The sequence below is a fragment of the Sulfurovum sp. genome (genome assembly GCF_015493435.1).
Lineage (GTDB): Bacteria > Campylobacterota > Campylobacteria > Campylobacterales > Sulfurovaceae > Sulfurovum.
This window is the reverse complement of sequence record NZ_WGDD01000054.1, coordinates 72,532-99,170: the sequence shown is the minus strand read 5'-3', so window position 1 is coordinate 99,170 and position 26,639 is coordinate 72,532. Positions and strand designations below refer to the sequence as shown.

Annotated in this window: 29 protein-coding genes; 12 read left to right on the top strand and 17 right to left on the bottom strand. The window is 45.6% G+C overall.

The genetic code is table 11. The annotated features are described in order from the left end of the window. Positions 1-3: 3 nt before the first annotated feature. Positions 4-396, top strand: coding sequence for a Holliday junction resolvase RuvX (ruvX, locus tag F8L24_RS09760; protein WP_294955255.1), 393 nt, complete (start codon positions 4-6; stop codon positions 394-396). On the opposite strand, the gene F8L24_RS09755 is transcribed toward ruvX, so the two are convergent. Then, a complete protein-coding gene (locus tag F8L24_RS09755; RefSeq protein WP_294955134.1) occupies positions 393-1,478 on the bottom strand; it encodes a glycoside hydrolase family 3 N-terminal domain-containing protein in 1,086 nt (361 codons plus the stop codon). The two genes, ruvX and F8L24_RS09755, sit on opposite strands and share 4 nt — an antisense overlap. Before the next feature lie 329 nt (positions 1,479-1,807). On the opposite strand from F8L24_RS09755, the gene F8L24_RS09750 reads away from it, so the two are divergent. Then, the gene (locus F8L24_RS09750; protein WP_294955132.1) at positions 1,808-2,329 is read left to right on the top strand and encodes a TlpA disulfide reductase family protein; all 522 of its coding nucleotides are present in this window, start codon (positions 1,808-1,810) and stop codon (positions 2,327-2,329) included. 4 nt (positions 2,330-2,333) lie between these two features. On the opposite strand, the gene F8L24_RS09745 is transcribed toward F8L24_RS09750, so the two are convergent. Both F8L24_RS09745 and F8L24_RS09740 read right to left on the bottom strand, forming a co-directional pair. Next, positions 2,334-3,110 (bottom strand): DNA-processing protein DprA, encoded by a 777-nt coding sequence (locus tag F8L24_RS09745; protein ID WP_294955130.1) that lies wholly within the window; start codon positions 3,108-3,110, stop codon positions 2,334-2,336. 93 nt (positions 3,111-3,203) lie between these two features. Then, complete coding sequence (locus tag F8L24_RS09740; protein WP_294955128.1) at positions 3,204-4,274, bottom strand: divergent polysaccharide deacetylase family protein; 1,071 nt, start codon at positions 4,272-4,274, stop codon at positions 3,204-3,206. Between the two features lie 222 nt (positions 4,275-4,496). Between F8L24_RS09740 and F8L24_RS09735 the strand changes: the two genes are divergently transcribed. Further along, positions 4,497-4,625: a hypothetical protein gene (locus tag F8L24_RS09735; RefSeq protein ID WP_294955125.1), complete on the top strand. Its 129-nt coding sequence runs from the start codon at positions 4,497-4,499 to the stop codon at positions 4,623-4,625. A gap of 186 nt (positions 4,626-4,811) precedes the next feature. Here the strand turns inward: F8L24_RS09735 and ilvC are convergent, their stop codons facing one another. Further along, a complete protein-coding gene (ilvC, locus tag F8L24_RS09730) occupies positions 4,812-5,837 on the bottom strand; it encodes a ketol-acid reductoisomerase (RefSeq protein ID WP_294955123.1) in 1,026 nt (341 codons plus the stop codon). Positions 5,838-5,968: 131 nt separating this feature from the next. On the opposite strand from ilvC, the gene F8L24_RS09725 reads away from it, so the two are divergent. Both F8L24_RS09725 and F8L24_RS09720 read left to right on the top strand, forming a co-directional pair. After that, the gene (locus F8L24_RS09725; protein ID WP_294955121.1) at positions 5,969-6,433 is read left to right on the top strand and encodes an NfeD family protein; all 465 of its coding nucleotides are present in this window, start codon (positions 5,969-5,971) and stop codon (positions 6,431-6,433) included. A gap of 23 nt (positions 6,434-6,456) precedes the next feature. Further along, on the top strand, positions 6,457-7,317 hold the full coding sequence (locus F8L24_RS09720) for an SPFH domain-containing protein (protein WP_294955119.1): 861 nt from the start codon (positions 6,457-6,459) through the stop codon (positions 7,315-7,317). A gap of 30 nt (positions 7,318-7,347) precedes the next feature. On the opposite strand, the gene pyk is transcribed toward F8L24_RS09720, so the two are convergent. Both pyk and F8L24_RS09710 read right to left on the bottom strand, forming a co-directional pair. Then, positions 7,348-8,817: a pyruvate kinase gene (pyk, locus tag F8L24_RS09715; RefSeq protein WP_294955117.1), complete on the bottom strand. Its 1,470-nt coding sequence runs from the start codon at positions 8,815-8,817 to the stop codon at positions 7,348-7,350. A gap of 15 nt (positions 8,818-8,832) precedes the next feature. Further along, entirely contained in the window at positions 8,833-9,471 is a 639-nt protein-coding gene (locus tag F8L24_RS09710) for a M15 family metallopeptidase (RefSeq protein ID WP_294955115.1), read from the bottom strand. 333 nt (positions 9,472-9,804) lie between these two features. On the opposite strand from F8L24_RS09710, the gene htpX reads away from it, so the two are divergent. The 6 genes from htpX (at position 9,805) to rpsR (ending at position 15,068) form a co-directional block, all read left to right on the top strand. Then, a complete protein-coding gene (gene htpX / locus F8L24_RS09705) occupies positions 9,805-10,638 on the top strand; it encodes a zinc metalloprotease HtpX (RefSeq protein ID WP_294955113.1) in 834 nt (277 codons plus the stop codon). A gap of 64 nt (positions 10,639-10,702) precedes the next feature. Next, positions 10,703-12,670, top strand: a complete 1,968-nt coding sequence (locus F8L24_RS09700; protein WP_294955111.1) for a ribonuclease R family protein — start codon at positions 10,703-10,705, stop codon at positions 12,668-12,670. Next, positions 12,670-13,647, top strand: a complete 978-nt coding sequence (holA, locus tag F8L24_RS09695) for a DNA polymerase III subunit delta (protein ID WP_294955109.1) — start codon at positions 12,670-12,672, stop codon at positions 13,645-13,647. The genes F8L24_RS09700 and holA overlap by 1 nt, the downstream gene beginning before the upstream one ends. A gap of 237 nt (positions 13,648-13,884) precedes the next feature. Next, positions 13,885-14,271, top strand: coding sequence for a 30S ribosomal protein S6 (rpsF, locus tag F8L24_RS09690; RefSeq protein WP_294955107.1), 387 nt, complete (start codon positions 13,885-13,887; stop codon positions 14,269-14,271). Between the two features lie 21 nt (positions 14,272-14,292). Further along, positions 14,293-14,793, top strand: a complete 501-nt coding sequence (locus F8L24_RS09685) for a single-stranded DNA-binding protein (protein ID WP_294955105.1) — start codon at positions 14,293-14,295, stop codon at positions 14,791-14,793. 11 nt (positions 14,794-14,804) lie between these two features. Then, positions 14,805-15,068, top strand: coding sequence for a 30S ribosomal protein S18 (rpsR, locus tag F8L24_RS09680; RefSeq protein ID WP_294955103.1), 264 nt, complete (start codon positions 14,805-14,807; stop codon positions 15,066-15,068). A gap of 23 nt (positions 15,069-15,091) precedes the next feature. On the opposite strand, the gene F8L24_RS09675 is transcribed toward rpsR, so the two are convergent. The 8 genes from F8L24_RS09675 to F8L24_RS09640 form a co-directional block, all read right to left on the bottom strand. Then, a complete protein-coding gene (locus tag F8L24_RS09675; RefSeq protein WP_294955101.1) occupies positions 15,092-15,805 on the bottom strand; it encodes a class I SAM-dependent methyltransferase in 714 nt (237 codons plus the stop codon). Beyond that, entirely contained in the window at positions 15,798-16,418 is a 621-nt protein-coding gene (hisG, locus tag F8L24_RS09670; RefSeq protein ID WP_294955099.1) for an ATP phosphoribosyltransferase, read from the bottom strand. Before hisG ends, F8L24_RS09675 begins: the two co-directional genes overlap by 8 nt. A gap of 53 nt (positions 16,419-16,471) precedes the next feature. Next, the gene (locus F8L24_RS09665) at positions 16,472-17,098 is read right to left on the bottom strand and encodes a type III pantothenate kinase (protein ID WP_294955097.1); all 627 of its coding nucleotides are present in this window, start codon (positions 17,096-17,098) and stop codon (positions 16,472-16,474) included. Between the two features lie 81 nt (positions 17,099-17,179). Beyond that, positions 17,180-17,551: a hypothetical protein gene (locus F8L24_RS09660; protein WP_294955095.1), complete on the bottom strand. Its 372-nt coding sequence runs from the start codon at positions 17,549-17,551 to the stop codon at positions 17,180-17,182. Positions 17,552-17,581: 30 nt separating this feature from the next. Then, positions 17,582-18,397 (bottom strand): tyrosine-type recombinase/integrase, encoded by an 816-nt coding sequence (locus F8L24_RS09655; RefSeq protein ID WP_294955253.1) that lies wholly within the window; start codon positions 18,395-18,397, stop codon positions 17,582-17,584. A 7-nt stretch (positions 18,398-18,404) separates the two neighbouring features. After that, positions 18,405-19,415 carry a hypothetical protein gene (locus F8L24_RS09650; RefSeq protein WP_294955093.1) on the bottom strand — a complete coding sequence of 337 codons (1,011 nt, stop codon included), beginning with the start codon at positions 19,413-19,415 and terminating at the stop codon, positions 18,405-18,407. Continuing rightward, positions 19,415-19,993 (bottom strand): hypothetical protein, encoded by a 579-nt coding sequence (locus F8L24_RS09645; protein ID WP_294955091.1) that lies wholly within the window; start codon positions 19,991-19,993, stop codon positions 19,415-19,417. The genes F8L24_RS09650 and F8L24_RS09645 overlap by 1 nt, the downstream gene beginning before the upstream one ends. Before the next feature lie 74 nt (positions 19,994-20,067). Then, entirely contained in the window at positions 20,068-22,284 is a 2,217-nt protein-coding gene (locus tag F8L24_RS09640) for an endonuclease MutS2 (RefSeq protein WP_294955088.1), read from the bottom strand. Positions 22,285-22,360: 76 nt separating this feature from the next. Here F8L24_RS09640 and F8L24_RS09635 point away from each other — a divergent pair, with 76 nt between their 5' ends. Next, a complete protein-coding gene (locus F8L24_RS09635; RefSeq protein ID WP_294955086.1) occupies positions 22,361-22,969 on the top strand; it encodes a GDSL-type esterase/lipase family protein in 609 nt (202 codons plus the stop codon). Between the two features lie 129 nt (positions 22,970-23,098). Here the strand turns inward: F8L24_RS09635 and F8L24_RS09630 are convergent, their stop codons facing one another. Genes F8L24_RS09630 through F8L24_RS09620 form a run of 3 tightly spaced genes read right to left on the bottom strand, consistent with a single transcriptional unit; the run spans position 23,099 to position 26,569 of the window. Next, positions 23,099-23,833: a fumarate reductase iron-sulfur subunit gene (locus F8L24_RS09630; protein WP_294955084.1), complete on the bottom strand. Its 735-nt coding sequence runs from the start codon at positions 23,831-23,833 to the stop codon at positions 23,099-23,101. Then, positions 23,826-25,811 carry a fumarate reductase flavoprotein subunit gene (locus F8L24_RS09625; protein WP_294955083.1) on the bottom strand — a complete coding sequence of 662 codons (1,986 nt, stop codon included), beginning with the start codon at positions 25,809-25,811 and terminating at the stop codon, positions 23,826-23,828. The genes F8L24_RS09630 and F8L24_RS09625 overlap by 8 nt, the downstream gene beginning before the upstream one ends. Further along, positions 25,808-26,569, bottom strand: coding sequence for a fumarate reductase cytochrome b subunit (locus F8L24_RS09620; RefSeq protein WP_294955082.1), 762 nt, complete (start codon positions 26,567-26,569; stop codon positions 25,808-25,810). Before F8L24_RS09620 ends, F8L24_RS09625 begins: the two co-directional genes overlap by 4 nt. Positions 26,570-26,639: the final 70 nt, after the last annotated feature.

The window sequence follows — 26,639 nt, the reverse complement described above, 5'->3', positions numbered from 1 at the left end:
CTTATGAAAACTGCCTGTATAGATGTTGGACTCAAACGTATCGGTGTAGCGATTTCCCTGGACGGGAAGATCGTTCTGCCGCAGGATGCCATTTTGCGAAAGAACCGGAACCAGGCAGCGAGGGATGTCCGGGATGTTCTACATGCATGGGAGATAGAAAAACTTGTAGTCGGCCTTCCCAAAGATGGGTCCGGCTCTGAAGAAATGGAACGGCGGATCAAACATTTTGTCTCTCTGCTTGCCCTGGATGACATCGATGTATCCTACCAGGATGAGCAGGGCAGCAGCTTTGAAGCCAAAGAGATGACCAGGGGACAGTTCAGGCACAAAAAAGACGGGAAGATCGATTCTATCGCGGCAAAAATCATTCTCGAACGTTATTTGGACCGTATTTAGAGTTTATTTTTCAATTTTTGTATGCGCCTATATGCATTGTCAATACGTCTTTCCCTGATCTCACCGTTTTCAACCAGTGATTTCACCGTTTCAACCAGTATTGCGGAGCTGACGGTATGTCTCGGATCAAGCTGGTTCCCGAAGATCAGCATATCGTCACCGGCATTGACCGCCAGTTTCAGTCTTTGCTTCAAACTGTATTTTTTGCTGATCGCACCCATCTGCATGTCATCTGTGATCACGACACCGTGAAATCCAAGCTGCTTTCTCAAAAGACCGTCAACTGTTTTTTCCGAGAGGCTTGCAGGATACTTCGGGTCCAGTCTTTTATTGAAAACATGTGCAACCATGACCGTATCTGCCTTTTTGTTTAAAAGTCTGTAAGGCTCAAGTTCGCTTCTTTTCCAAAGATGTGTCACATCTACAAAGCCTTTATGGGTATCTCCCATCGAAGATCCGTGTCCCGGAAAATGCTTCAGAGAAGTCAATACACCATACTGATGCATTGCATCGATGAAGGTACCGGCATAGGCTGCTACTTTTTTTGGGTTTTTTCCGAAAGAACGGCCCAAACCGTGAATGACATGATTTTTCGGGTTGATATCCAGGTCAACCACAGGAGCGAGATCAAAATTGATCCCGACGCTTTTCAGTTCTTTTGCCATCTTTACATAGGTTTTTTTGATCTGCTTCTGATGCAGATACTTCACCTCAGAAGCTTTGGGAAAATGACCGTAAAATCCGTAACGGCTTTTAAGGCGCTGTACCTTTCCTCCCTCCTGGTCGACTGCAATCAGCAGTTTTCTGTCATAAGAACATTTTTGAAGTTCTGCCGTGAGCCTGCTCAACTGCTGTTTGCTTGCAATATTTTTGGCTTTGCTCTTATCTACGGGATTGTAGTCAAAAAGGATCACTGCACCAATATGGTATTTGCCTATATCCTTGCATATCTGGCTATTTTGGGGTGCCGAAGTTCCGTGGAAACCGATCATGAGCATCTGTCCTATCTTTTGGTCCAGAGAAACCCTCGCCCACAGCGATGTTGCAGCCATCACTGCGGCCGCTAAAAATATTTTTTTCATTAGTATCCTTGAATTTCTAATTTCTAATTTCTAATTTCTAATTTCTAATTTCTAATTTCTAATTCTACCCTTCTCTTATTAGTGTTCGGTTAAACTACTTGTTTTATAATTCTCCCATAAGAGCATCTGAAGGAACGAAATTCATTTCTCCCCTGATAGTAATTTCAGTCTCCCTTTTTCATAGATTTTTTCCTCCTCCTTTTAAAATTCTCGGATGCTCTTAAAATTCCATCAAACAAAAAAAATTTATTATATTTTGTACCTGAACTGTACGATTCCTGTATTCATGTTAATGTAGACAGTGTATAATTAAACAAAAAAGGGTTTTTATGAAAAACATACTCATGTCAGCACTGATGCTATTTGCACTTTCCTCATTTTCTCAGGCAGCCGGAAAACAGCCGGTAATGAATATTACCGATATTAATGGCCATACCTATCATATTACGGGTACAGAACAGGGTTTCAAGATCAAAGGACTTGAAGGCAAGATCATCTTTTTGGAATTCTTCGGCCACAGATGTCCTCCCTGTCTTGCTTCGATTCCCCATTTGATCGATATGCAGAAAAAATACAAAGACAAACTCGCGGTCATTTCCATAGAAGTACAGGGACTGACCAATGGACAGCTTCAGCAGTTCGCGAAAGAAAAAGGAATGAATTATATTGTCGTGGCAAATGAAAAAGCCGGAAAATTTACTGACTATATCGCACAAAGAGCACAATGGAGAGGAAGTATTCCTTTCATGGTCGCACTCGATAAAAAAGGAAATGTGCAGTTCGTTCAGGCCGGCATGCTGCCTGAATCTTCACTTGAAGAACTTGTCAGACAGCTTGACGCGCTAAAATAAACTTTTATTGCAGTCTCACGATACCGTTGTGTATCGTGATAATTCCCTCCAACTCAGCCTCATAGACTCTGTCTCCAAATTTTTCCACTGTCTGATCGAAGGTCGGCATACACTGACAGAAATAGAAGAAATCATCTTTTTCCACGGTTTGCTCTACCGCAGTACCAAAGCGTGATGCAAATTTTTCCACATCGGTAATGGCTGTTGCCTTTCCTTCCTGAAGCAAAGCATTGGTTCCCCTGCTCCCGTCCAGTCTGTGAGGCAGCACAAATATCTCTTTACCCATCTTTAGAGCAAATTCGACAGAACGCATGGAACCACTGTCCAGATCAGCTTCAGTCACAATAAGAATATCGCCCAGGGCTACGACCAATTCGTTGCGCACTACAAAACTCCATCCTGTTGTTCTGAACCCTTCATTGAACTGGCTGAGCACCAGGCCCTTCTCTTCAATGGAAGATATCAATGCATTATGCACGGCAGGATAACGTATATCCAATCCGTTGGCAACCACAGCAATCGTATTTTCAGCACCTGCACCTTCATGGGCTATCCCGTCTACCCCCATCGCAGCACCACTGACCACACATACACCCCGTTGGGCCAGTGCCTTTGCAAGTGTATAGGTAAATTCCCGTGTATAATTCATAGGACGCCGTGTCCCCACAATAGAAACTTTTGGACGCTTAAGCAGTGAAAGGTCACCTTTATAGAAAAGTGCAGGAGGATATTTCTTCATAGCGTCCAATGCAGATATATGTTCTGTTACAGTCATATTCATTTCCATCCTTCTTCTATATTTGAGGTAATAGTAACAGATCAGGGTGAAAGTATTGAAAAATATGTCATATTGTCAGATAATCCGGCAGGGTCATTATGGTTGATATATCTGGTCAATGTAAACCAGATCAACATCCTTCAATATGTTTTTTGCAGAAGCCAGTGCCTGCATAGTCGTTTTATGCGGATGCCCAATAGCAACAGCATACCCTTTTTGTTTGGCAATCTTCACTGCTTTTCTCAACTGTTTGTGTATAGAGGGTATATTCTGTATATTGTCAATAAAAACATCTCTTGCAATATAGGCATCCCCATACTGGTGTGCTATCTTTTTAACCTTGGTAGAAGCTGTCGTCCGGCTGTCAATAAATCTAAACCCCTCTTTTTTCATAAGGCCGTACAGTATATACATTGCCCTATAGTTTCCGGTAAAGACCGATCCGGTGTGGTTATTGATATAATGTGCCGTAGGAAACAGTTTTCTCATCTCTTTAATCCTTGCTTCCATTCGGGCTGCAGAAAAGGAGGTTTTGAGTGTTTTGTACTGTTTGTTGAACTGTCTGCTTCCCGACTCCATAGGCAAATGTATCATATAGTGTTTTAGCCCTCTGGCAAGTTTGTGGCTGCTCATGGAAAGGTGTGACGGGGGGAAAATGGAGGGTGTTACCGGCATACCGAGTGCTCTGATCTGCTTAAGCTGTCTTGCATTTGAAACATCATCGATGATGATCACAAGTTTCGGTTTTTTACTACGATATGCCAAAGCAGCTTCTGCTTTGGCATTTATGGCTTTATGGTCTTTTTTGACAGAGGAATATCGATGTTCCCCGTCAGGCCGTTTTGTCTTTAGTTTGGAAAAAACACTGGCTGTATATTTGTGGTGTTCCGTTTTTTCAGCTAAAACGGTTCTACTGTTTTTTACCGAAGAAGATGCTTTGCTCTGCTGACCGAGATAATAGCCAAATGCTACAAGAGAGACCATCGCAAAAAGTAAAAAAAGCCATACAAAACCTTTTTTTGTACTTCCGGTCTTTTGTTTTTTTCTGACCGTCCGTTTTGTACTCACATATTTTTTGGCTGCCTGTTTTTTGGCTGCTGCTTTTTTCGCAGTTGACTGTTTTTTTGTTGATGAAGTTTTACTGTTCTTGTTTGATCGGGGTGCCATAAAATCCACATAGTATTTATTTTGGCCATTATAGCAGAGTAAGTGTTAATTTGATGGAGGATAAAGAGCACCAAGAAGTTTTAAAAGGAGGAGGAAAAAAATCTTATGAAAAAGGGAGACCGAAATTTTATCAGGGGAGAATAAATCTGGTTCCTTCTGATGCTCTTATGAAAGCATTATAAAACAAGTAGTTTAACCGAACACTAATAAAAGGATAATTTGATGAAGGATAAAGAGCATCAAGAAGTTTTAAAAGGAGGAGGAAAAAAATCTTATGAAAAAGGGAGACCGAAATTTTATCAGGGGAGAATAAATCTGGTTCCTTCTGATGCTCTTATGGAAGAATTATAAAACAAGTAGTTTAACCGAACACTAATAAGAGTAAAAACTGTAAATTATTTTTGGCGATTTTAATCAATGAAGAGAATTAGGATTTTTATTGAGTTGTATTCAGGTTTGAATGTTTGGGTAAGGGAGGCTGCAATCTGTAGCTGACCGCACCCATCATTCAAAGATGGATGCAAATCGACGAAAAGATTAATTCTCGTCTTGATTAACGATTTTGTTGGCACTGATCCAAGGCATCATTTCACGGAGCTTGTTACCTGTTTTGGTGATAAGAAGCTCCTGGTCATTTTTACGCTCTGCATTCATACGGGGATATCCTGCCTGACCTTCAAGAATAAAGTCTTTTGCAAATCTACCGTCCTGGATCTCTTTAAGGATCTCTTTCATCGCAGCTTTTGATTCCTCATTGATAACACGTTTACCGGAAACATAGTCACCATACTCAGCCGTATTGGAGATAGAGTATCTCATATCTGCGATCCCGCCCTCAAACATCAGGTCAACGATAAGTTTAAGCTCATGAAGACATTCAAAATATGCCATCTCTGGAGCATAACCGGCTTCAGTCAATGTTTCAAAACCGGCTTGAACAAGTGAAGATACACCGCCACAAAGTACAGCTTGCTCTCCAAAGAGATCTGTTTCAGTTTCATCTTTAAATGTTGTTTCGATGATTGCTGTTCTACCGCCGCCGATCGCTGAAGCATAAGAGAGAGCCAATTCTTTGGTCGTACCGCTTGGGTTCTGACCAACAGCGATAAGGTCCGGAATACCGCCGCCTCTTACAAACTCGCTTCGCACAGTATGACCTGGTGCTTTTGGCGCGATCATGGTAACGTTGATATCTTTTCTTGGGTTGATCCTTCCATAATGAATGTTAAATCCGTGACCAAACGCGATCGTTGCACCTTCTTTCAGGTTTGGAGCGATCTCGTTGTCATAAATTTCAGCCTGATTCTCATCCGGAAGAAGGATCATAACAACATCTGCTTTGGCAGTTGCTTCGGCAACAGTCAATACTTCAAAACCTTTTGCTTCCGCTTTTTTCCAGGAAGAGCCCTCTTTTCTAAGACCGATCACCACATTGACGCCGGAATCTCTGAGGTTCTCTGCATGCGCATGTCCCTGAGATCCGAAACCGATCATGGCTACGGTTTTTGATTTGATGATATTGATATCACAGTCTTTGTCATAATATACGTTTAAAGTTGACATAATTATCCTTGATAGAGTAAAATTTCCGCGATTATACCCAAATAATACTTATTGTCTATACTTTCGTATTGTAATTAGCCTAAGAATATTTTATGCTATAATTTTTCTTAATACTGATTCAAGGAGATTATTTGATCGAGTTTTTAACACAATATATCGCATGGTGGCACTGGATCATCCTCGGGATACTTTTTATCATCATTGAGATGGGAACGGGTACGTTCATCACGCTTGGCTTCGGTGTGGCTGCGGTCATCGTCGGCCTGCTCGAACTCCTGTTCGGCATGAACTTTCTGGTACAGGTTTCACTCTGGCTCTTACTCTCAGTCGCCATCATCGCTTTTTTGTTCAAATATTTTAAAAAGCAGCCTACCGTATCGAGCTCGGGCCAGTCTGACCAGGGACTTGATACGCTGGGTACCGTGACAAAAAAAATAGAACAGCACGGAAGGGGCAAAGTACGGTTCGACACGCCTGTCCTGGGCAATACTGTCTGGCATGCCTCCGCAAACCAGACACTGGAAACGGGCGAACGGGTAAAGATAGAAGCAGTGAACGGACAGCTTATCAAAGTGGCACCCGTTTCAAATTCATAACTCACATTTAAAAGGAAAAGAATATGCAAGAAACACTGATAATCATGCTGTTGCTGGCCGCCGGGGTCATCATCACGATCTACAAGGGAATCAATATCGTCCCCCAGGGCGAAGAGTGGGTCGTCGAAAGACTGGGTAAGTTCAGCCGTACACTCAAGCCGGGGCTCAATATCATCATCCCCTACCTCGATGCCGTAAGAAAAAAGGTTTCGACCAGAGATATCATTCTTGACATTCCTCAGCAGGAGGTTATTACCAAAGACAATGCCGTCATTCTCACCAATGCGGTTACTTTCATACGTGTCACCCGTCCTCAGGATGCCATTTACGGCGTGGAAGATTTCTATCTGGCCATCCAGCAGCTCGTCATGACCACACTGCGTTCCATCCTCGGAGAAATGACGCTCGATGAAGCGCTCTCGAACCGTGAACATATCAAGACCAAACTCAAAGACCAGATCATCGATGATGTCGCCGACTGGGGCGTGACCGTCAAATCGGTGGAGATACAGGATATCTCACCTTCAGCCTCCATGCAGGACTCTATGGAGAGACAGGCAGCGGCAGAGAGAGAAAGACGCGCCATAGAAACTACGGCGGAAGGAAACAAGAATGCCGCCATCCTCGAAGCGGAGGGAAAACTTGAAGCCGCCAAAAGAGAAGCGGAAGCACAGGTCGCACTTGCCAACGCCTCCGCCGAAGCGATCCGCCTGATCTCCGACAATATCAAAGACAAGGAACTGCCGGCCATGTTCCTTCTGGGAGATCGGTACATCACGTCGCTCGAGCAGATCTCAAAATCTCAGAACTCCAAATTCGTCATCTACCCTGCCGATCTTCAGGGTGCCATCAAAGGCATGCTGGGGAATGTGTTTAAAAAGTAAGAGGAGCTGAAAAGTGGATCAGGGGGATTTCTAATCCACCCACTCCTTTTTCTGCTTTGCAAGGGAAGCAAAAAATTCCATTTCATAGCGAGTCACCACACGAATGAGGTTGGTCGATCCCGGTACGCCTACAGGGTCACCCGTGATAAGGATATATGTATTGTCCAGATCCAGTATACCTCTTTGCAATCCCTGATCCATCACTTCGACTATCATACTGCGCAAATCACTCTTGGCCACAAAGAATGCCGGTACTACACCCCACACAAGCGTCAGAGACTGAGCGATCCGTTTGTCGTGTGTTACTGCATAGATCGGCTGGCTTGGTCTGTAGCGAGCCGCTTTTTTGGCTGTACCTCCTGACGAAGTCATCGCGATGATCCCGGCACAGTTCAGGCTTTCCGACATCCGTACCGCGGCTTCGTCTATCTTGTCTCCCCTGTCATGCATATCAAAGTGGGAGAATTTCTGATAGGGATAATATTTCTCTGCCGCCTGTATGGTCTGCACCATCGTTTTTACCGCCAGCAGGGGATAATGTCCTATAGCACTCTCTTCGGAAAGCATCACAGCATCCGCACCGTCAAGTACTGCATTGGCCACGTCACTGATCTCCGCACGAGAGGCGGTCTCTTTAGTCGTCATGGAGAGCAGCATCTGTGTCGCTACGATCACCGGTTTGCTCATATTGTTCGCCCGTTTGATGAGCATTTTCTGGATCAGGGGCACATCATAGTAGGGAATTTCGATCCCAAGGTCTCCCCTCGCGACCATGATCCCGTCACTTGCTTCAAGAATAGCATCGATGTTCTCAATGGCATCAAATTTTTCTATCTTGGCCAGCATCTGTACACTTCCGCCATTGGAAGTGATCACCTCCCGTGCCGCAGTCATATCTTTTTGATGCTGGACAAAAGAGATCGCCATAAAATCCACTTCATGCTCGATCCCCCAGAGGATATCTTTTTTATCTTTTTCCGTAAGAACACTAATACCCAAATGGGTATGGGGGAAATTAACCCCCTTTCTGGAAGAGAGCATTCCGTTATTCTCTATCTCCACTTTCACACCGTCTGTACTTTTTTCTTTTACTACGGCACGTATGATCCCGTCATACAGATAGATGGATTCTCCTACCTTCAGCTGGTCCAGAATATCCGGTTCATTGATGCAAAGACGGTAGAGCCCTTCTTTGACTTTATGTCCTACGATCTCTTCTTTGACAAACTCAAGTATGTCACCGCTCTTGAGCATAAAATCCTCTTCCAGCATCCCTACCCTGATCTTCGGACCGCTGATATCCTGCAAAATGCCGGTGATCAGTCCTGTTTCTTTGATCGCCTTCCGGATGCGGCTCAGTACTTCGGTATGATACGCATGTGTCCCGTGCGAAAAATTCAGCCGGAAGAGGTTGACCCCCGCATACATCAATGCTTTGATCTTCTCATACGAATCTGACGCCGGCCCGATGGTCGCTACGATCTTGGTTCTTTTTTTCATCTTCTCTCCTGAATGTTATTTTGAAAAGTGCTGATAGTCCTTCACACCGTTCCAGTCACCGCCCCATTTCCAGCCATGCTTTTTAAATATCTTCACCGCTTTGTCGTTTCGCAGGAGAACGGCTTTGTCTGCAGCAGTATGGTTCCTGTGTACCCGCTTACTGTACTGGAGTGATTCTTTATGCGCGATCCGTCCCGAACGGGAAATGTACGGGTTCTCTATGGAGTTCAGGTCGATCGCTCTGCCGTAGGAGTGTTTGGACCAGTGCTTCGAACCGGTAGCTTTGCGGCAGTTGAACGCCGAAGTGTTGTCCGCTTCGATGGACTGCCAGTCATTGCCGTTATAGTCGCTCACCAACCTCATCTGGCGGATGGGGTAGCCCCTATCGTACAGCGCTTCGAAGATCTGCGTGACTTCGGAAGCGACCGCTTTGTTCACGACCATCTCCCCCTGCCTCTCCCTGCCGCTGAAATCGCGGTAGGTCATACGAAGGTAGCGCAGATCGTTCAGGTGTACAGGGCAGCCTTTTCTCCAGGAGTTCCCCTTCAGCATACGCTGTTTGACCTGCGGAGTGATTTTCGAGATATGTGCATGATATTCGGCATGCAGGATGGTAAGGCAGAACAGATACAAAACTAAAATCATTTTTTTCATGAGACGGATCTTTCCTTTATCGGATAATTATAGCATAGTTGCATATCCGGCATCTCTACACTGCTGTCTTTGCTCTGGGCATTTTCTCTATAGGCATTTGCCATCGCAAACGAAAAGCTCTCCTCTTTGGGATGAGCTGTAATGATCAAAATATTTTTTATGCTCTTTTCTTTGTCGGATTACTTATGATTTGTGTGAGGAGATTCACTGTGACATAAGCTGTTTATTTTTTGTACTGAACTATAACATTTTATTCATGCATATGCTGATATTTACTTTCGATTTACACTATGTTACTATTATATAAAAGATACAAATTTAAGGATAGAGAGTATGGAACAGTTAAAGACCTATGCCCTGATGACCGGATTGACATTGCTTTTTATCTGGTTCGGCGGAATGATCGCCGGACAGAGCGGGATGATCATTGCACTGGTCGCCGCAGCAGGAATGAACTTTTATGCCTATTACTACAGTGACCAGGCAGTGTTGAAACACTACAATGCCCAGCCTGTGGACAGGGCCCATGCAAGCGGCCTTTACCGGATCGTAGAGAAGTTGACACAGCGTGCGGGGCTGCCCATGCCCGCACTTTACATCATACCCGAACAACAGCCCAATGCCTTTGCTACAGGCAGAGACTATGAGCATGCCGCTGTTGCAGTAACAGAAGGATTGCTTCAGCTTATGAGCGACGAGGAAGTAGAAGCGGTGATCGCGCATGAACTCAGTCATGTAAAACACTACGATATGCTTATTGGTACGGTTGCCGCAACCATTGCCGGAGCCATTGCAATGCTTGCACAGTTCGGCATGTTCTTTGGCGGAGGGGACAGGGACCGCCCCAACCCCATTGTCATGATCGCTTTGATGATCATCATGCCACTGGCAGCCTCTGTCATTCAAATGACGGTCAGCCGCAGTCGCGAGTTCAAAGCCGATGAAGGATCTGCCCGTATGACAGGCCACCCGGAGTGGCTGCAAAGTGCTTTGGCAAAACTGGACAATTATGCAAAAGGTATTAGCCTGCCTGAAGCAGACCCCCAAACGGCACATATGTTCATCATCAATCCTTTTACAGGCAAAGATATGTCACTCAGACAGCTCTTCTCTACCCACCCGACGACCGAAGCGAGAATTGAGAGATTAGAAGCATTAAAACACTAATAGGCTATAATCAGCCCATGAGAAAATATTTATACCCACTGCTAAATGCCAAAGGCTTTCGCCTATGAGTGCTTTCGCCGTACAACTCACCAACGGATGTCTATCTTCAGATATCGAACTTGAGGACAAAAATACTTTTGAGGAATTGCAGCGCATTGGGGTACTTGAAGAGGTTAACGGTCTGTGGAAACTGGGATCTCTCTACCGTGCGGGACAACTCTACATCGGCAAAGACGGAAGAGGCTATGTCGAATCGCAGTTCAAAGAACAAAAAGACCTGCTGGTAGAACCCGACCATCTAGGAGAGGCAAAGAACGGCGATACGGTCGTCGTTAAACGCATTATTGCAAGACGCGGACGCGCCAGCGGAAAAGTAGTCTTGATCATCACCAAGGCACATCTTTTCACCATCGCCTATACACACCGCGACGAGATGGGCAATTTTATGATACTCGACATCAAGACCGGAGAACCTACCCATGCTGTGATGAAAGGAATGGATCTCAAAGCCTTTAAACTGGGGACTGTCATGAAGGTTGATGTCGAAGATGACAAAGTACTCGCCGTCTTTGGACACCTTGACGATCCCAGAGTGGATGAAAAGATCTCGCTTGCACTCTATAACCGGCATGACGAATTTCCGCCGGAGTGTACCCAGGAGGCGCTGAAGATCGAATCCGAGGTAAGCAGAGAAGAGCATGGAGACCGTATTGACCTTACCCATCTCGATTTCTGTACCATCGATCCGGTTACAGCCAAAGATTTTGACGATGCCGTTTATTTCGATATTCCCGGGTACACACTCTACATAGCCATTGCCGATGTCAGCCACTATGTCCCCTACTTCACCGAGATAGACAAGGAAGCGAAGAAGCGGGGCTTTACGACCTACCTGCCGCACAAATCATTCCCCATGCTTCCGCGTGAGCTGAGCGAAAACATTTGTTCGCTCAAACCCAAAGTGGACAGATTGGCATTTGTTGCAAAGATCACGCTGGACAAAAAATCACTCAAACCGCTCAAAGAAGAATTTTTCGAAGCGATCATCCACTCCAAGCACCGTTTCAACTATGAAACCATTGACCGTATTCTTGACAACGGATATACAGGAAGCGACCCCGTCATCGAACATATCCTGAAATGGCTGCTCCCACTACAGAAAATCACGGTAAGGCTGAGAAAGGAACGGCTTAAACACGGTTTTGATTTCAGAAGCGAAGAGATCAAACTGACCATCAACGAAGCACATCTTCTCACCAGTACACAGGTAGAGACCGGTACGCCGTCACATTCACTCATAGAAGAATGTATGCTGCTTGCCAACCAGGCGGCAGCCAAACGTTTTGAGGGAGACGGAGACAGTATTTTCCGTATTCATGAACCACCGCAGCTGAGCAAAATGGAAGCCCTGCTCACCGAACTTTCAGCCATAGGCCTGTATGTCGAGTCGTATGAAGATGCCCCTTCGCTTATCCGTGCCATACAGAAAGAAGCAGAAAAAATGGGACTGTCCGCAGAAGTCGATGCACTCATTATTAAATCACTCAGACAGGCCAGCTATTCGGCGCATAATGTCGGACATTTCGGTTTGGGATTCAGCCACTACAGCCACTTTACTTCTCCCATCCGCCGGTATCCCGACCTTATTTTACACAGGCTCATCAAAACACAGCTCACCCATAATGAGAAAGAAGCCGAATACCTGCTGCGAAACATAGAACCGCTCTGTGTCAGAGTCAGCGAGCTTGAGCGTGACGCAACCAAAGCCGAATGGGACTTCCGAGACCGCAAATTCGCCCGCTGGGCCAAAACACAGATCGGCGCTTTCTTCGAAGCCGAAGTCATCGAGGCCGGAGAGAGTGCCAAAGCCGTACTTCAGGGTGAGATCCAGGGCGTCACCGTTCACCTCAGAGGTGACAATATTATGCTCTTCGACAAAATACGCGTCATGATCACCGAAGTGAACATCCCGCAGGCCGTCATCATGGCAGAACTGGTGAACAAGCTGAGTAAAGAGGAGATGGAGCTGTAATGTATCAAAGAGAATTCGATCAGCGTCTGAAACAGGGACTTCCCAAAGCCGTACTGATCTTTGGGGAAAATGACTACATGATGGACCATTATGTCGAACTCTACCGAACAAAACTCGATGCCAAAGAGAGTGCGCTGAACCTCTATTACGACGAATGGAACTTCGAGCAGGCCAAGAATTTCCTTTCGCAGACCTCGCTCTTTGGCGGTACCAACCTGGTGATAGTCAAACATGACAAGAAGATACACAAGAAAGAACTGGATGTACTGGTAGCGCTGGCCAACAAAAATGACGACAACTATTTCCTCTACCTCTACGACGGCACGGCCAAAGAGGCCAAAAGCATGCAGTCGGCATTCACTGACAAGAAAGGCGGTGCATGGGTGCGCCTCTTCGAAGCAAACATCCGTGAAGGGGTAGCCATACTACAGCAAAAAGCACAGCATATCGGACTTGACATCGACCACTATGCACTCCAGCATCTGATGCTTCTGCTCAACAACAACATTGCCCTCTGTACCAACGAACTGGACAAACTTGCCATTCTCCAAACTCCGATCACCAGCAAGGACATCGACAGGCTGGTCTACTCCACCGCACCGCTTGCCACGGAACAGCTGCTCATAGACCTTTTCAACAAAAAGCCCATCACCGCGACCATCACCAAACTGCTTGATCTGGGTGAAAATGAGAACGACCTGTTGCGATCGACACAGTTCTTCGTCAATCAGATCTTCCTCTTTCATGCCTACATCAAACTGCACGGCCATGTCGATTCCGCAGCCATTCTCGGCCACAAACTCCCCAAGCCGATCGAAGAGCAGAAGGCCCAGCTCGCGCTGCGTGTCAAATCTGCCTCCCTGCTCAAGATCTTCGAACATCTCCTCGAGAGCGAGATAGAGATGAAACAGGCTCCTGCGACACAGAGAGAAGTGCTACTCTACAGTATGCTGATCAAGATACAGGGGTATCTGTAGGTTTGGCCGTGCCAAACGCTAAATCCTGATATGGTATAAAAGGCAATATATTTCTTCAGCATTCATTATATTGTGAACGTTTGGCATGGCCAAACCTACGCCAAAAATATACGTACACTGTTTCAACAAAAACGAAGCTGAAAAACTGTATTATATCGCTTCCAAAATTCTTGCTCATTTTTGGACGGTTAGGAAATATCCGCGTTTTTAATGGGCTATTAAACCAAAAGGAACAACATGAATTGTTATGAAACACTGTTTGTAGTGAAGCCTACACTGACAGAAGAAGAGACAGCAGCCGAGATCGCGAAGATCAAAGATGTGCTTGCAAAAGTAGAAGCAGAACTTCTTGCTACTGACGATATGGGTATGAGAAGACTTGCGTATCCTGTACAGAAGAATGACAGAGGGTACTATACTGTGCTTTTCTACAAAGCGAACGGCGATGCGATCGCAGAGATCGAAAGAAATCTGAAGATCAACGAAGAGGTCATTAAGTTTCTCACTGTAAAATATGTAAAAAACAAAGAGATCGCTCAATTTGACAAGCTTGTTGCTGCTGCCGGTAAAAAAGCGGAAGCACCTGCTCCAGAAGCAAAAGCCGAAGAAACAACAGAAGCGTAATCGACCCACAGGAGAAACCTTATGTACAACAAGATAATTTTAGCAGGAAACCTTACCAGAGACGTAGAGATAAGATATACGCAGGGTGGTTCGGCCATCGGAAATACGGCCATTGCCACTTCACGCAAATTCAAGTCTCAGACAGGTGAGCAGAAAGAGGAAGTACTTTTTGTAGACCTGACCTTCTTTGGCAGAACTGCTGAAATTGCCAACCAGTATTTACGTAAGGGAAGCAAAGTTTTAGTGGATGGCAGGTTAAAGCTTGACCAGTGGACAGCACAGGACGGCACAAAGAGAAGCAAGCATTCAGTCACAGTAGAGAACCTGCAGATGCTCGATACAAAAGGCCAGAGTGAGCAGATGGCGGCACAGGGCGGATATAACACACCTCAGGCGCAGAACACTTACTCACAGCCGGCACCTTCTCAGAGCGCACCCCAGGCTGCACCGCAACAGCAACAGCAGACACCCGTACAGAACATCCCGGAAATAGACATCAACGAAGATGAAATACCGTTTTAGGAGAAACACCCATGGCAGAAAGAAGAAAATTTAAAAAGAGATATTGTAAATATTGTGAGCAGAAAGTCGATTTCATTGACTACAAAGACTTGAATGCGCTTAAATTCAGTTTGAGCGAAAGATTCAAGATCATGCCAAGAAGATTGACAGGTAACTGTAAACGTCACCAGGAAATGGTAACCGTAGCGATCAAAAGAGCAAGACAGACAGCACTCATTCCTTATATCGTAGATAGAAAGAATGTTGTAGAAAATCCGTTTGAACTTCTCAAATAGATTGCGTGCAGCAGGGTGCATCTTTACGCACCCTGCATTTTCCTTAATACCATAAAATTTTTATCCGCATTTTCCAATTCATAGAGATTGACCTCATCAGAACTTACCAGCTCCAAACCACTTAATGCAAGCAATTCATCCACCGTATGATAATACTGTCGGATCGTCTCCTGCAATTTTTTAAAACATTCACCTTCTTTTTCAAACAATGTGAATTCCGAGATATATTCACCCGCTTCAAAGTCACTGTCCACTGTTAGAAATCTTTCGTCATCATCTACGATATAAGAGCCAACAGCTACATTTTCAAAGCCGTACAGCGTATTGATATCGCAGAGAAAATATCCGCCCTCATTGAGATGCTCCCTGACACAGCCGAGGAATCGTTTCAACTGTGTTTTATCCAGATAGTTCAGCATGTCAAAAACTGCGGTGATCACATCGTAGGTACCTTGCATCTCACACAGGTCGATACATTCTGCCTCGAATCCCTGTTCGGATGTCCGCTCTATCATAAGCGGACTGAGGTCGATCCCTTTGACTTCAGGAATGGCCAGAGCACCCTGCATCTGCCGCAGGAAGTCCCCGGAACCACAGCCTACATCCAACAGTGAATCGCATGTGATGGTGTTGAGAAAAAGCAGGTAATGGGCATAGAGGCCTGGAGCAGCCTCCTTCACGCCGAGAAGGTCCTCTACCTTGGCGTAGAGGTCAAGAGAATCCGAAGTGTTAGGCATTTCTTTCTACGACAGTTTTGATCTTTTCATACAAAGAGAGTATTTCCTCTTTTTTGCTGTAAAAACTGTTCTTGTTCGCAATAAGATGTGCGGAAGAGTCCATAATGTCTTCTGCCACCTTCAAGCCGTTCTCTCTCATAGTATTGCCTGTCTCGACAATATCTACAATGGCATCTGCCAGGCCGACAAGCGGAGCAAGTTCAATGGAACCATAGAGTTTGACTACTTCCACGCCGACCGCTTTCTGTGCAAAATAATTTTTGGCGATGTTGACCATTTTGGTGGCCACTTTGATATTGGGACGGCTCCAGTCGAGTTCATCTTCATTTTTGATACCAATGGCCACTTTGCATTTTCCCAACTGCATATCAAGAAGCTGTATGATGTCAAGCTCTTTTTCGGTAATGACATCAAGACCAACCACACCAATATCCGCTGCACCGTGTTCCACATAGGTCGGTACATCCTGGTTGCGTACATTGAGAAAACAAAATCCCTCTTTTTCCATAATGAGTTCACGCCCCTCGAAGGTGAACTCTCCGCCAAAGATCTCCGCAAAGATCTCCAAAGTCTGCTCTGCAATTCTTCCTTTTGGAAGTGCTACGGTCAACATTTCATTTTACCTTTACTATAAAACCAAAAATTTTTAATTTTCAACTTTAATCTTTAATCTTTGAATTGGGCCAGGGCATGTTCCATCCCCTTGAACACCAGTGCCTCATCATAGACAGCATGACGAAAGAAGCCAGCCATAAATTTGCCGTCTCCTCCGGTAAAATAGAGCATCTGTCCATTACTGTGTCTATCTATAAGGGCTTTTATTGACGCGATTATACCATAGCTTATCTGCTCTTTGGTTGTAAGAGGAAGCCTGGTAACATCAATGTGTCTATCCAGCGGAACATCCAGTACAGGCGATATACGCTTATAGCTTTCCAGCATTGCTCTGATACCGGGAAAAATATAACCGCCCCGGTAAATACCCCTTTGCATCACATCAACGGTGATCGCCGAGCCCGCATCAATAAAAACTCCGTTGTCATGGCTCAGACAGAAGGCTTTTCTGTCCACTCCCATTGTTTCGTATTCATTGGGTATGCGGATCAGGGCGGAGATATTCTCCCATAGTGCTATCTGTCCGATTTTTTCTTCTATTTTTGCGTTGACGGAGATATACTTCAATGGTCTGTCGGCATATTTGTCTATGGCCTCATCATACGTCCAATGTTCCACACTTCCACCGTCATAGATATGAAAATGGGTATTTCCGATATCAGCTAACAAGCTATTCACTGTTCTTCCTTAAGCTTCCAGCCTTCAAGGCTCCAGTTCATTATGACCGTTTCGGTTCCTGCGTTACAAGCAGGAAGCAGTTCACGATTGCCAAACATGCATCACCTTCCAGCCATTTTCTTCCAGCAGAGTTTTAGCCTTGGAACAGAGCGGCGCTTTGATAATGATATACTTTTTGGTGATCTTGCTGCCGATAAAACCTTCCAGCTTTTCATGCAGAGCCATCAGTACTTCAGCCTCTTTTCTCAAGACCCTGCTTTTTTTTTCAAGCAGTACTGCCAGTGCATAAAAGCCTTTGAGATCCACGCCGATATAAAGCCTAACCTTTTTTCTTGAACCCACTTCTTTTGGGGCAACCTCTTCCAAAGATTTGAAAATAATGTTCTTTTGCTGTAAATACTCTACGATCTCTTTCATAGTTTTATCATACCCAAGGGTCGATTTGGTATCCATTAATCATGCAGTACCGGGAAGTGATCGACTTTATGCAAGCGGATGAAAGCTTCGCATAGTATCGGCAAGATTCTGTTTCTGAATATGTGTGTATATCTGCGTTGTTTCCAGTGAACTGTGACCAAGCAGTTCCTGAACCACACGCAGGTCAGCCCCTCCTATAATGAGGGATGAAGCAAACGAATGGCGTAAAACATGCGGGGAGACCCCCAGGTACTTTTTAACGATCTTATAGGCGGAAATACGGCTGAGCTGTTCACCCCGGTAATTGAGCCAAATAGCACTGCTGCTCATATCTTGTGCGGCAAGATAGGCTTCCAGTGCCTCTATGGAAAGGGGGGCCAGCGGTACGACACGTTCTTTCTCTCCTTTGGCAAAACGTATTTTAAGCCACCCTTCGAGAATATCACTCCTCTGTACAGCCAATGCTTCGCTGATGCGGCATCCGCTGGCATAGAGAAAAAGGATCAGCGCATAGTCTCGCAGACCCATTACCGTACTTTTATCAATGAGTGACACTCCCTCCATGATCTCTTCTGCAGAAAGATATTTTGGAAGATTCCGCGGCAGCTTTGCCATAGGAATCCTGATTTTTTCATGGGTAAATTTCTGTACATGGCAGAAGTGAAAAAAGGTATTGACAGAGGAAAGTTTTCTATTGAGGGTACGTTTGTTTTCAAATGTAGAGAGAAAGGAGAGGACATCCGCAGTCTCTATTTTGAGAAGCGGCTTTTGGGAAAAATCTTCAAGCTGTTTCAGATCATTGAGGTAGGAAGAGACGGTAAGGCTGTCCAGTGCCCGCGTTACAGCGATGTACTCTTCAAACGCAACGAGTATATCGCTCACTTTTTTGTCAATAGCCCAGCTTGGAAAGATCAATGATCTTTCCGTCTTTATACAGCTTGTGACCACCTATAAATACAGGAGTTTCCACTTCGCCAAGGTCGTAGATCTTATGTTTTTTCAGATCGGAAGAGAGCACAATAAGCGCTCCCTGCTGGTCAAGTGCATATACCTTTCCGCCAAAAGCGGTGGATGCAGCATAATGTGCATATTTGAATTTCTTTTGCGCCAGGACTTCAAGCATTCTGTTAAGCTTGAGAATCTCCCCGTCTTTTTGGAAAAGATAAATCGTACTTCCCGATACTGCCACATCCGAGATTTCGGCACGATACTCCATCTGTCCGTCTACCCCCAGTGTAATAAGCTTTTCCGGAGTTGCCGCCACCATGGTGTCTCCCATACGGTCAAGGAAGATCACATTATTGAAAACTTTGTCACTGCTCAGATAGATCACTTTGGCATCCACAGGATTGTTCGAATCAAGTACAATCAGTTTGCCATCGAGCATAGGCATGACCACCAGTGAATCAATAAACATGGGACTCGCTGCTCTCGTGTCGATAGCATAGGTAACTTCGGAACGGTTTTCCATCACTTTTTTGTTGGCCTTGATACTGTAAATCCCAAAGGCATTGCTGTTCAGGATATAGGCAATCATACCGTTATGTACGGAAGCAGAAACAATAGGGACTTCGAGATCGACAGTACGTATTGTTTTACCGCTCTTTTTATTGATGATTTTCAGTTTTCCTTCTGCATTTCCGGCAAGAACATAAGCAGAACTTTCACTTAAAAATCTGTATCCCTCGCCAAGGTTGATATGCTGTACACCTTTTTTTCCGATATACTGGCCGTTCTGGAGTGTAGCACCGTCACGGCTCAGGTCAACGATCTTGCTGCCGTATGTGGACGTGGCATAGGAAGCAGAATACGTTTGCGCCGGTTCAAAATACTGTTTTGAACTACAGCCGGAAAAGAGCAATGCAGCTGCCGCCAATAGCGGAAGTGACAATCTTTTCATTACTTTACCTTTAGTGTGGCATGCTTCAGAAGTGTTGCAAGCGGTGCAACTGCCGAACGGGCATCAATCAGTTCAAGTTTTTCTCTGGCTTTTTCTGTATTACCCGCTTTGATGGCAAGATATGCACCTTCAAGTTCAGCCATTTCTTTGTAGAGTTTAGTGTTTGCCTCTTTGTTTTCAAAGTTTGCCGCCACATACCTGCTGGAATCTGCAATGACTTCATTTTTGCTTGCGGTGAGTACTTTGACCGTAGCGACATCTTTTTTCTTGACGGCTTCTGAAAAACTGTACAGTTCAAAAAGTGCCGGGTTTTTTGACTTGAGTGTTTCCAGTGCTGCGGTATCACCAGGCTTTTTCTGGAGTGTCAAGAAAGCATTGTTTGCCTCTGCAAGTCTGGAGTTGCGCATACCGTCCATGATACCGGAACCGACAAAGAAAAAAATCAATACGGCCGCAGTACCCCAGATGGGAAGCTTGTATTTTTTATAGAGTGTCTCCAGTTTAAAGGCGCTCTCCAATATTTTTTCATCACCGCTCAGTTCACTTTTAACATATTTTACATCGTCCTGAATACTCACCGACTTCTCCTCAAGGATATTTAATTGGCTATATTATACCTTTTGGAGTTAAAAATAGGGTTATTGTATCCGCCTTAAAGCTCTACCACTGTAATTCCGAGATTCCCGGGCATTCGGTAGAATTTCTGTATTTTGGGATGCTGTTTCAAATAATCCGTTACCAATTTGGCCAGCACGCCTCCGCCGGTTCCATGAATGATCTGTACCTCATTCAAACCGTTCACCAATGCATCTGAAAGAAATTTGTCTACCGTATCGATGGCTTCATCACCATACATGCCAAGCAGTTTTACCGACACGGACGCACCGCTTTTTTCCACATGGACTTTTGCTTCTTTGGGTTTGGATGTTATTTTGACAGAAGGAATATCTCCCCGTCGTTTGAGCTGCGAAAGCGGCACACGCATTTTCAGCCCGTCCACGATGATGGTGGCATCCTTGCCCCGTATGGAAAGAAGTTCACCTTTATGGGAACGGTACTTGACCTTGTCTCCCTCTCTGAGCGGTTCCTCTTTGGTACGCTCGATTTCTTTTTGTTTGAATGCTTTACGCTGATGGGCAACGTTCAGGAGTCTTCTTCCCTCGGTGGATTCTTTGGCTTTCAGTGCTTCTCTTGCCTTTTTGGTTGCGGCATTGTAACGGTTCTCCAGAGTGGCGATCGCTTTCCTGTGAGCCTCTTTCAGTTTGCCCTCTTCTTCTTCCAGCCTGTGCTTCTGCTTTTCGACCGCTTTGAGTTCTTCGTTGACTTTGGCGATCTTCAGACGCATTTCGCGTTCCAGCGATGTAGAACGCTCTATGAGTTCATTGAGGTTCTCTTTGTCCTCGCCGTAAACTTTCTTGGCCTGGTTCACAATGCCTACAGGCACACCGTAACGCTGTGCCGTTTCAAAAGCATAGCTTTTTCCTATGCTGCCCTGCAGAAACGTATAGGTCGGCATCCTGCGTTCTTCATCGTACAAGGCAGCAATAAGTTCGACATCATCATCGCTGGCCATCAGAGAAGCCAGCCGTTTATGGTGTGTTGTAACGATAAAAGTAATCCCTTTTTTTCGTAATTCATCCAGCATGACACGGAAAAGGCTTGCCGCCTCGTCGGAGTCGGTTCCCAGTTCTATTTCATCCACGCCTACAATAGCATCTTCTTTACCAAAGAGTTTGGCAAACTCCTGCATACGCCCTGCAAAGGTGGAAATGTCATTTTTGACGGACTGCGGATCATCAATGACTGCTCCGATGCTTTTGTAGTGCCCCACTTCCGTTTTGGAAGCGTCGCATTTGAAAGGCAGCAGGTACTTGCTCATATAGACTGCTGAGAGCATCGATTTGAGCAGCATCGTTTTACCGCCGGCATTCACTCCCGTAATCAGCATAACCTGTTTATTGAGGTCAATGGTGACGGGTACCGGATCCTCAATGGCAGGATGGGCAAAGTCCTGGAGTTTGATACGTTTCTGTCTGCCGGGCAGTATGAACTCGTACTCTTTGGCCCTGGCAAACATTACGCGTGCCTGATAATGGTCGAATCGGTCATACTCCTTGTTGATATAGGCGAGAAAACGCTCCCATTTGAAAAACGTGGCCGAGATTGATTTGCAGTAGCGGTAAATGAGCTCCTCTTTGCTGCTCAGAAGTGCTGACTCTTTCTCTTTGAGATGGGAGATGCTCTGGGGCAGTATGTAGAAAAACCCTCCCGAACTCCGTGCCACTACGGTCGCCTTGATGGCGTTGTTGAAACCGCCGCGCACCAGCAGTGTCTCCTCTCCGCCGTTGAAATGCACCTGTGTATCGACCAGATAGTCCCTGAGTCTGCTGGAGTGTGCCAGTTTGTAGAGTGTTTCTTTGATGTCTATTCTGTTCTGTTTGATGGCGCGTTCAAGCTTGTAGAGTTCAGGGTCTCGTTCAGGGTTGATATCTCCCTCTTGCGTAAAATAGTCCAGCACTTCGAGGATCTCTTCATGAATCTCTATCCCCTGTATCCAGGAGGCGACGGGTTCGGGAAAAGCAACGTTCTTGAGGGTATTGAAATAAGAGATTATCGTGACAAATGCATGGATCTCATCCAGGGAAAGTACCGCCTGTTTTTTCAGAAGGTTCAATTCTCTGTCAAGGTTAGGTACCGGACCCGGCGCGGGGAACTGCACATTGGAAAGCGCTTTAATGTAACGGAAATGCTGATTGATGTCACCCATCATTGCTACGCTTTTATCACGTGCAAAGAAGAGTTTGAATTGTTGGATATATCCGTCAAGATCCAGTTTCTGGATAATGGTCTTTTCGTGTGTCTGCTGCATGCTTCTCCGTAAATATTGTTCACTGAAATCGTTAATGGGATTATACTATAATACTGCATATACCCAAAGGAGAAAGATGAAATATGTCATCGGTACCATACTTGTACTCATACTTTTTACGCTTTTCTCCGGCAAAAAGAGCCACATGCCTAAGCTGAAAAACGGTGATACTGTCCTGGCTGTGGGGGATAGTCTGACCTACGGTTTCGGCGCGCCGCCCGAAAAGAGTTACCCCGCTGTCCTCCAAAGACTCAGCGGCCACTGTGTCATCAATGCCGGCAGGAACGGTGATACTTCTGCCGAAGGGATGAAACGTCTGCCCGCACTTCTGGATGATCCAACCGTCAAAATGATGATCCTCTGTTTTGGCGGGAATGACATATTGCAGAAAAAATCTATGAAACAGCTCAAAACAAATTTGAAACATATGATACAGATGGCCAAAGCAAAAGGTATAGGCGTACTTTTGACTGCGGTACCTGATTTCTCACTCTTTGGCCTCTCTCCTCTCAATCTTTACGAAGAGGTGGCAGAAGAAGAGGAGGTGCCTCTTGTCAGCGGTCTGCTGTCAAATATACTGGGGAACCCTTCTCTCAAAAGTGACCAGATCCATCCCAATGGCAAAGGCTACAAGATCATGGCCGAAAGAATAGTTGAAGCGTTGCAGCAGTACGGATGGCTCTGACTTCAACCATACTGAACATAGCACATTGTCAGGTTACTTTCTCCATCCTGCGCGGAGGAATGCATATATCAGATAATTAACGTACCGGGAATCTATACTCCCGCGTCGAACGCAGGAGCGTGAAACAGTCTATTTCACCTTGACCATTTTGCGTCTCATGTAGGCGATCTTGGTCTGCAAAGGCAGGTTCTTCGGGCAGTGGTCTTCACACCCCATAAGGCTCATACAGCCAAATACACCGTTCTCATCACCGATAAGCTCGTAAAAATCCTCATCTGTTCTCTGGTCATGAGGATCGATGGAAAAACGTGCGGTTCTATTGAGGCCGACTGCACCGACAAAATCATCGCGCATGATCTTCGTCGAACAGCTCGCAAGGCAGATCCCGCACTCGATGCAGCGGTCGAGTTCAAAAACTTCATCTGCCACTTCAGGATCTACCGGTTTTTCGATGCGTGAAAGGTCCGTCTCTTCCTGTGTGTGTATCCAGCTTTCAAGCTTTTTACTCATTGCATTCATCCAGTTTCCTGTATCGACAGAAAGATCTTTTATATGTTTGAATGCCGGCAGAGGCAGCAGTGTGATCTTTCCATCTTCGAATTCGTTCGTACGTGTTTTACAGGCCAGTCTCGGTTTTCCGTTGACCACCATAGAACAGCTGCCGCAGATACCTGCACGGCAGACAAAATCGAAACTAAGATCGTGGTCCATCTTTGACCATATCTGGATCAGGGCAATATAGAGTGTCATTCCGGGTGTTTCGGTCAGGGTATAGGTCTGGTATTCCGGTGTGGAATCCTTGTCCTGAGGATTGTAACGGAAAACGGTGATCTCTATCTCTCTGTAATTTTCATTCTCAGGCATACCCTACTCCTACTCTTTCATTTTTATGTTTAAGCTTTCCGGGAAGCTCGTAGTCAAGCAGCGCTTCCTGAATCGTAAAACGGTCGACCGTACCCAACGTTTTCCTGATCTCTTCTATCTCGGCTTCCCGCTGTGCGCTCATCGGATTCTCGATCAGTGAATCCTTTCTTCCGTATCCTCTGAAAGCCGGGGGCATTTCCATTTCCATAATATCGATCTCTTCATAATGGATAGAGGGCAGCGTATCTTCCGGATTTTCCCATGTCGTAATCGTACGTTTCAGCCAATGCATGTCATCCCGTTTGGGATAATCTTCCCGGTAATGCGCACCCCTGCTTTCAGTGCGCTGCAATGCGCCTTTTGCCGCACACAGTGCCAGTTTGAGCATTTTGGGTACACGGTAGGCTTCATTGAGTCCCGGGTTGTTTCCCAGACTTTTGGACTCGACCGTGATCTCTTTCGTCTTTTTCAGCAAGGCCTCAAGTCTATGTACTGCTTCGAGAAGATCATCACCGTTTCGGAAGATCCCTACTTTCTCCTGCATAATGCTTCTCATTTCATCTTTGATATCAAAAATATTGAGCCCTCCGTCATAACTGAGGATTTCCTTCAGATAGTTAATCTGGGCTTCAAGATGTCCTTCGATCACCGAAGTATTGGTATTCAAATGTGTCTCATGACAATATTGGGCAAAGTATTCACCTACGATCATACCGGATACGACTGCTTCGCTGACAGAGTTCCCTCCCAGGCGGTTAAATCCGTGCAAGTCCCAACATGCCGCTTCTCCCGCAGAAAAAAGGCCTTTCATCGTGGTACTCTCTCCGGTAGGTTTAACACGTATACCGCCCATGGAGTAGTGCTGCATCGGCAATACAGGCATCCACCCCTTTGGTCCTTCATCAGCCGGATCAATACCATTGAAACTGATGGCAATATCCTGTACGTCACGCAGGTTCTTCTCAATGTGCTCACGCCCAAGAATGGAAATATCAAGCCACAGGTGGTCCCCGTACGGAGACTTGACCCCTTTGCCTTTACGGATATGCTCGATCATACGGCGGCTTACTACATCTCTGGAAGCAAGCTCTTTCTTTTCAGGCTCATAATCCGGCATAAAACGGTACCCGTCTTTGTCACGAAGCACGCCTCCATCCCCTCGGCATCCTTCTGTCAGCAGTATACCCGACGGTACGATCGGCGTCGGATGGAACTGTACTGCCTCCATATTGCCCAGTTCTGCAATGCCCGTCTCAAGTACAATGGCAGTACCGATTCCTTTACAGATAATGGCATTCGTCGACTGTTTGTAAATGCGCCCGTATCCGCCTGTAGCGATCATTGTCCCGCGCGCCACATAAGCGATCAGCTCTCCGTTAATAAGGTCACGCACTATCACACCGTGACATACACCATTGTCGTGAATAATGGAGATCGCTTCTTTTTTATCATGAATATCAACATCACGTTTCAATGCTTCGTTGGCTACAGCATAAAGCATCGTATGTCCTGTTGCATCGGAGGTATAACAGGTACGCCACTTCTTTGTCCCGCCAAAATCCCTGGCATTGATGAGTCCATAGGCTTCATCACGTTCGTTGAAGGTTTCATGCTTTCCGTTAATGACCACTGTCCTCTCACCCTTCCCGATACGGCTCCAGGGCACGCCCCATGCTGCCAGTTCACGGATCGCTTTGGGTGCGGTGGTCACGAACATACGCGCTACTTTCTGGTCGCATCCCCAGTCACTTCCTTTGACCGTATCAGCAAAGTGGATATCTTCATTGTCTCCCTCTCCCTTGACACTGTTCGCCAAACTTGCCTGCATACCGCCCTGTGCAGCTGCCGAATGCGAGCGTTTGACAGGAACCATACTCAGTACGATGGTATCAAGTCCCTTGTCCCTTGCCGCAATGGCAGAACGCAAACCTGCCAGACCGCCGCCGACGACAAGCGCATCTGTATATATGATCTTCATTTTCCGCTCCCTGGTACATATCTTTGCCCATACTCACCCCGATGCTCATATCCAATCCGCATATAGGCCCCCAGGGAAGCAAGCCCGAGAAGAAGATAGGCTGTCACCAATACTTTTGCGATTCTCCTGCTCCTTTGCCTGTTGGCTTTAGGGTCTTTACCGTCAAATACACCCCATTTGATGATCAGACGATACAGACCTATTCCCGCATGCAGCACAACAGAGATCAGCAAGACCAGATACATCGGCCACATAAGATCACTGTAAACCCTGTCAGAAGAAGCGTACGGACCGATATTTTCAGGCTGTGTCATCATGATATAAAGATGAATGGAACCCAGAAAGAACATAATGAACCCTGTCATGATCTGCACATACCATAAATTGGTATCATTGTGGTTCAAAAGTGCCTTATGTTCTGTGTATCGCCGATACTCTTTATAGGAAGAGGGGAATTTTCGCATAGCAACCCCTGCATGAAGCACGAAAAATGCAAAAATAATGAATGCCAGTACCGAAATGATCAAGGGTTCTCCGCCTTGGATGAACGGTTCTCCTTCAAAAACTTTTGTAAGCATATACATAGCATCCTTCCCCAGAAGGATAGAGGATTCAAACACTAAATGGAACATAATAAAAAGTGCCAGTACCAGGCCTGAGACACTTTGAAGGAAATCAATCCTTGCCGGTATCCGGCTTTTACGTTTACTGCTGTCCTTCCCCGTTAAGAGTTCCGTCGTGTATCCCCTGCTCAACATGCATTTCCTTACTCATAGATATAAACATTTATTATAGCAGAATAATCAATAGCACCGTGTTAAAAAAACG

Coding starts and splice junctions, on each gene's coding strand:
- F8L24_RS09750 (WP_294955132.1), top strand. CDS start 1,808: ATGAAAAACATACTCATGTCAGCACTGATGCTATTTGCACTTTCCTCA.
- rpsR (WP_294955103.1), top strand. CDS start 14,805: ATGGCAGAAAGAAGAAAATTTAAAAAGAGATATTGTAAATATTGTGAG.
- ruvX (WP_294955255.1), top strand. CDS start 4: ATGAAAACTGCCTGTATAGATGTTGGACTCAAACGTATCGGTGTAGCG.
- F8L24_RS09650 (WP_294955093.1), bottom strand. CDS start 19,415: ATGAAAAGATTGTCACTTCCGCTATTGGCGGCAGCTGCATTGCTCTTT.
- htpX (WP_294955113.1), top strand. CDS start 9,805: ATGGAACAGTTAAAGACCTATGCCCTGATGACCGGATTGACATTGCTT.
- F8L24_RS09630 (WP_294955084.1), bottom strand. CDS start 23,833: ATGCCTGAGAATGAAAATTACAGAGAGATAGAGATCACCGTTTTCCGT.
- F8L24_RS09685 (WP_294955105.1), top strand. CDS start 14,293: ATGTACAACAAGATAATTTTAGCAGGAAACCTTACCAGAGACGTAGAG.
- holA (WP_294955109.1), top strand. CDS start 12,670: ATGTATCAAAGAGAATTCGATCAGCGTCTGAAACAGGGACTTCCCAAA.
- F8L24_RS09635 (WP_294955086.1), top strand. CDS start 22,361: ATGAAATATGTCATCGGTACCATACTTGTACTCATACTTTTTACGCTT.
- F8L24_RS09625 (WP_294955083.1), bottom strand. CDS start 25,811: ATGAAGATCATATATACAGATGCGCTTGTCGTCGGCGGCGGTCTGGCA.
- rpsF (WP_294955107.1), top strand. CDS start 13,885: ATGAATTGTTATGAAACACTGTTTGTAGTGAAGCCTACACTGACAGAA.
- hisG (WP_294955099.1), bottom strand. CDS start 16,418: ATGTTGACCGTAGCACTTCCAAAAGGAAGAATTGCAGAGCAGACTTTG.
- F8L24_RS09720 (WP_294955119.1), top strand. CDS start 6,457: ATGCAAGAAACACTGATAATCATGCTGTTGCTGGCCGCCGGGGTCATC.
- pyk (WP_294955117.1), bottom strand. CDS start 8,817: ATGAAAAAAAGAACCAAGATCGTAGCGACCATCGGGCCGGCGTCAGAT.
- F8L24_RS09640 (WP_294955088.1), bottom strand. CDS start 22,284: ATGCAGCAGACACACGAAAAGACCATTATCCAGAAACTGGATCTTGAC.
- F8L24_RS09710 (WP_294955115.1), bottom strand. CDS start 9,471: ATGAAAAAAATGATTTTAGTTTTGTATCTGTTCTGCCTTACCATCCTG.
- F8L24_RS09755 (WP_294955134.1), bottom strand. CDS start 1,478: ATGAAAAAAATATTTTTAGCGGCCGCAGTGATGGCTGCAACATCGCTG.
- F8L24_RS09660 (WP_294955095.1), bottom strand. CDS start 17,551: ATGGATACCAAATCGACCCTTGGGTATGATAAAACTATGAAAGAGATC.
- F8L24_RS09740 (WP_294955128.1), bottom strand. CDS start 4,274: ATGGCACCCCGATCAAACAAGAACAGTAAAACTTCATCAACAAAAAAA.
- ilvC (WP_294955123.1), bottom strand. CDS start 5,837: ATGTCAACTTTAAACGTATATTATGACAAAGACTGTGATATCAATATC.
- F8L24_RS09735 (WP_294955125.1), top strand. CDS start 4,497: ATGAAGGATAAAGAGCATCAAGAAGTTTTAAAAGGAGGAGGAAAAAAA.
- F8L24_RS09675 (WP_294955101.1), bottom strand. CDS start 15,805: ATGCCTAACACTTCGGATTCTCTTGACCTCTACGCCAAGGTAGAGGAC.
- F8L24_RS09745 (WP_294955130.1), bottom strand. CDS start 3,110: ATGAATATGACTGTAACAGAACATATATCTGCATTGGACGCTATGAAG.
- F8L24_RS09700 (WP_294955111.1), top strand. CDS start 10,703: ATGAGTGCTTTCGCCGTACAACTCACCAACGGATGTCTATCTTCAGAT.
- F8L24_RS09620 (WP_294955082.1), bottom strand. CDS start 26,569: ATGTTGAGCAGGGGATACACGACGGAACTCTTAACGGGGAAGGACAGC.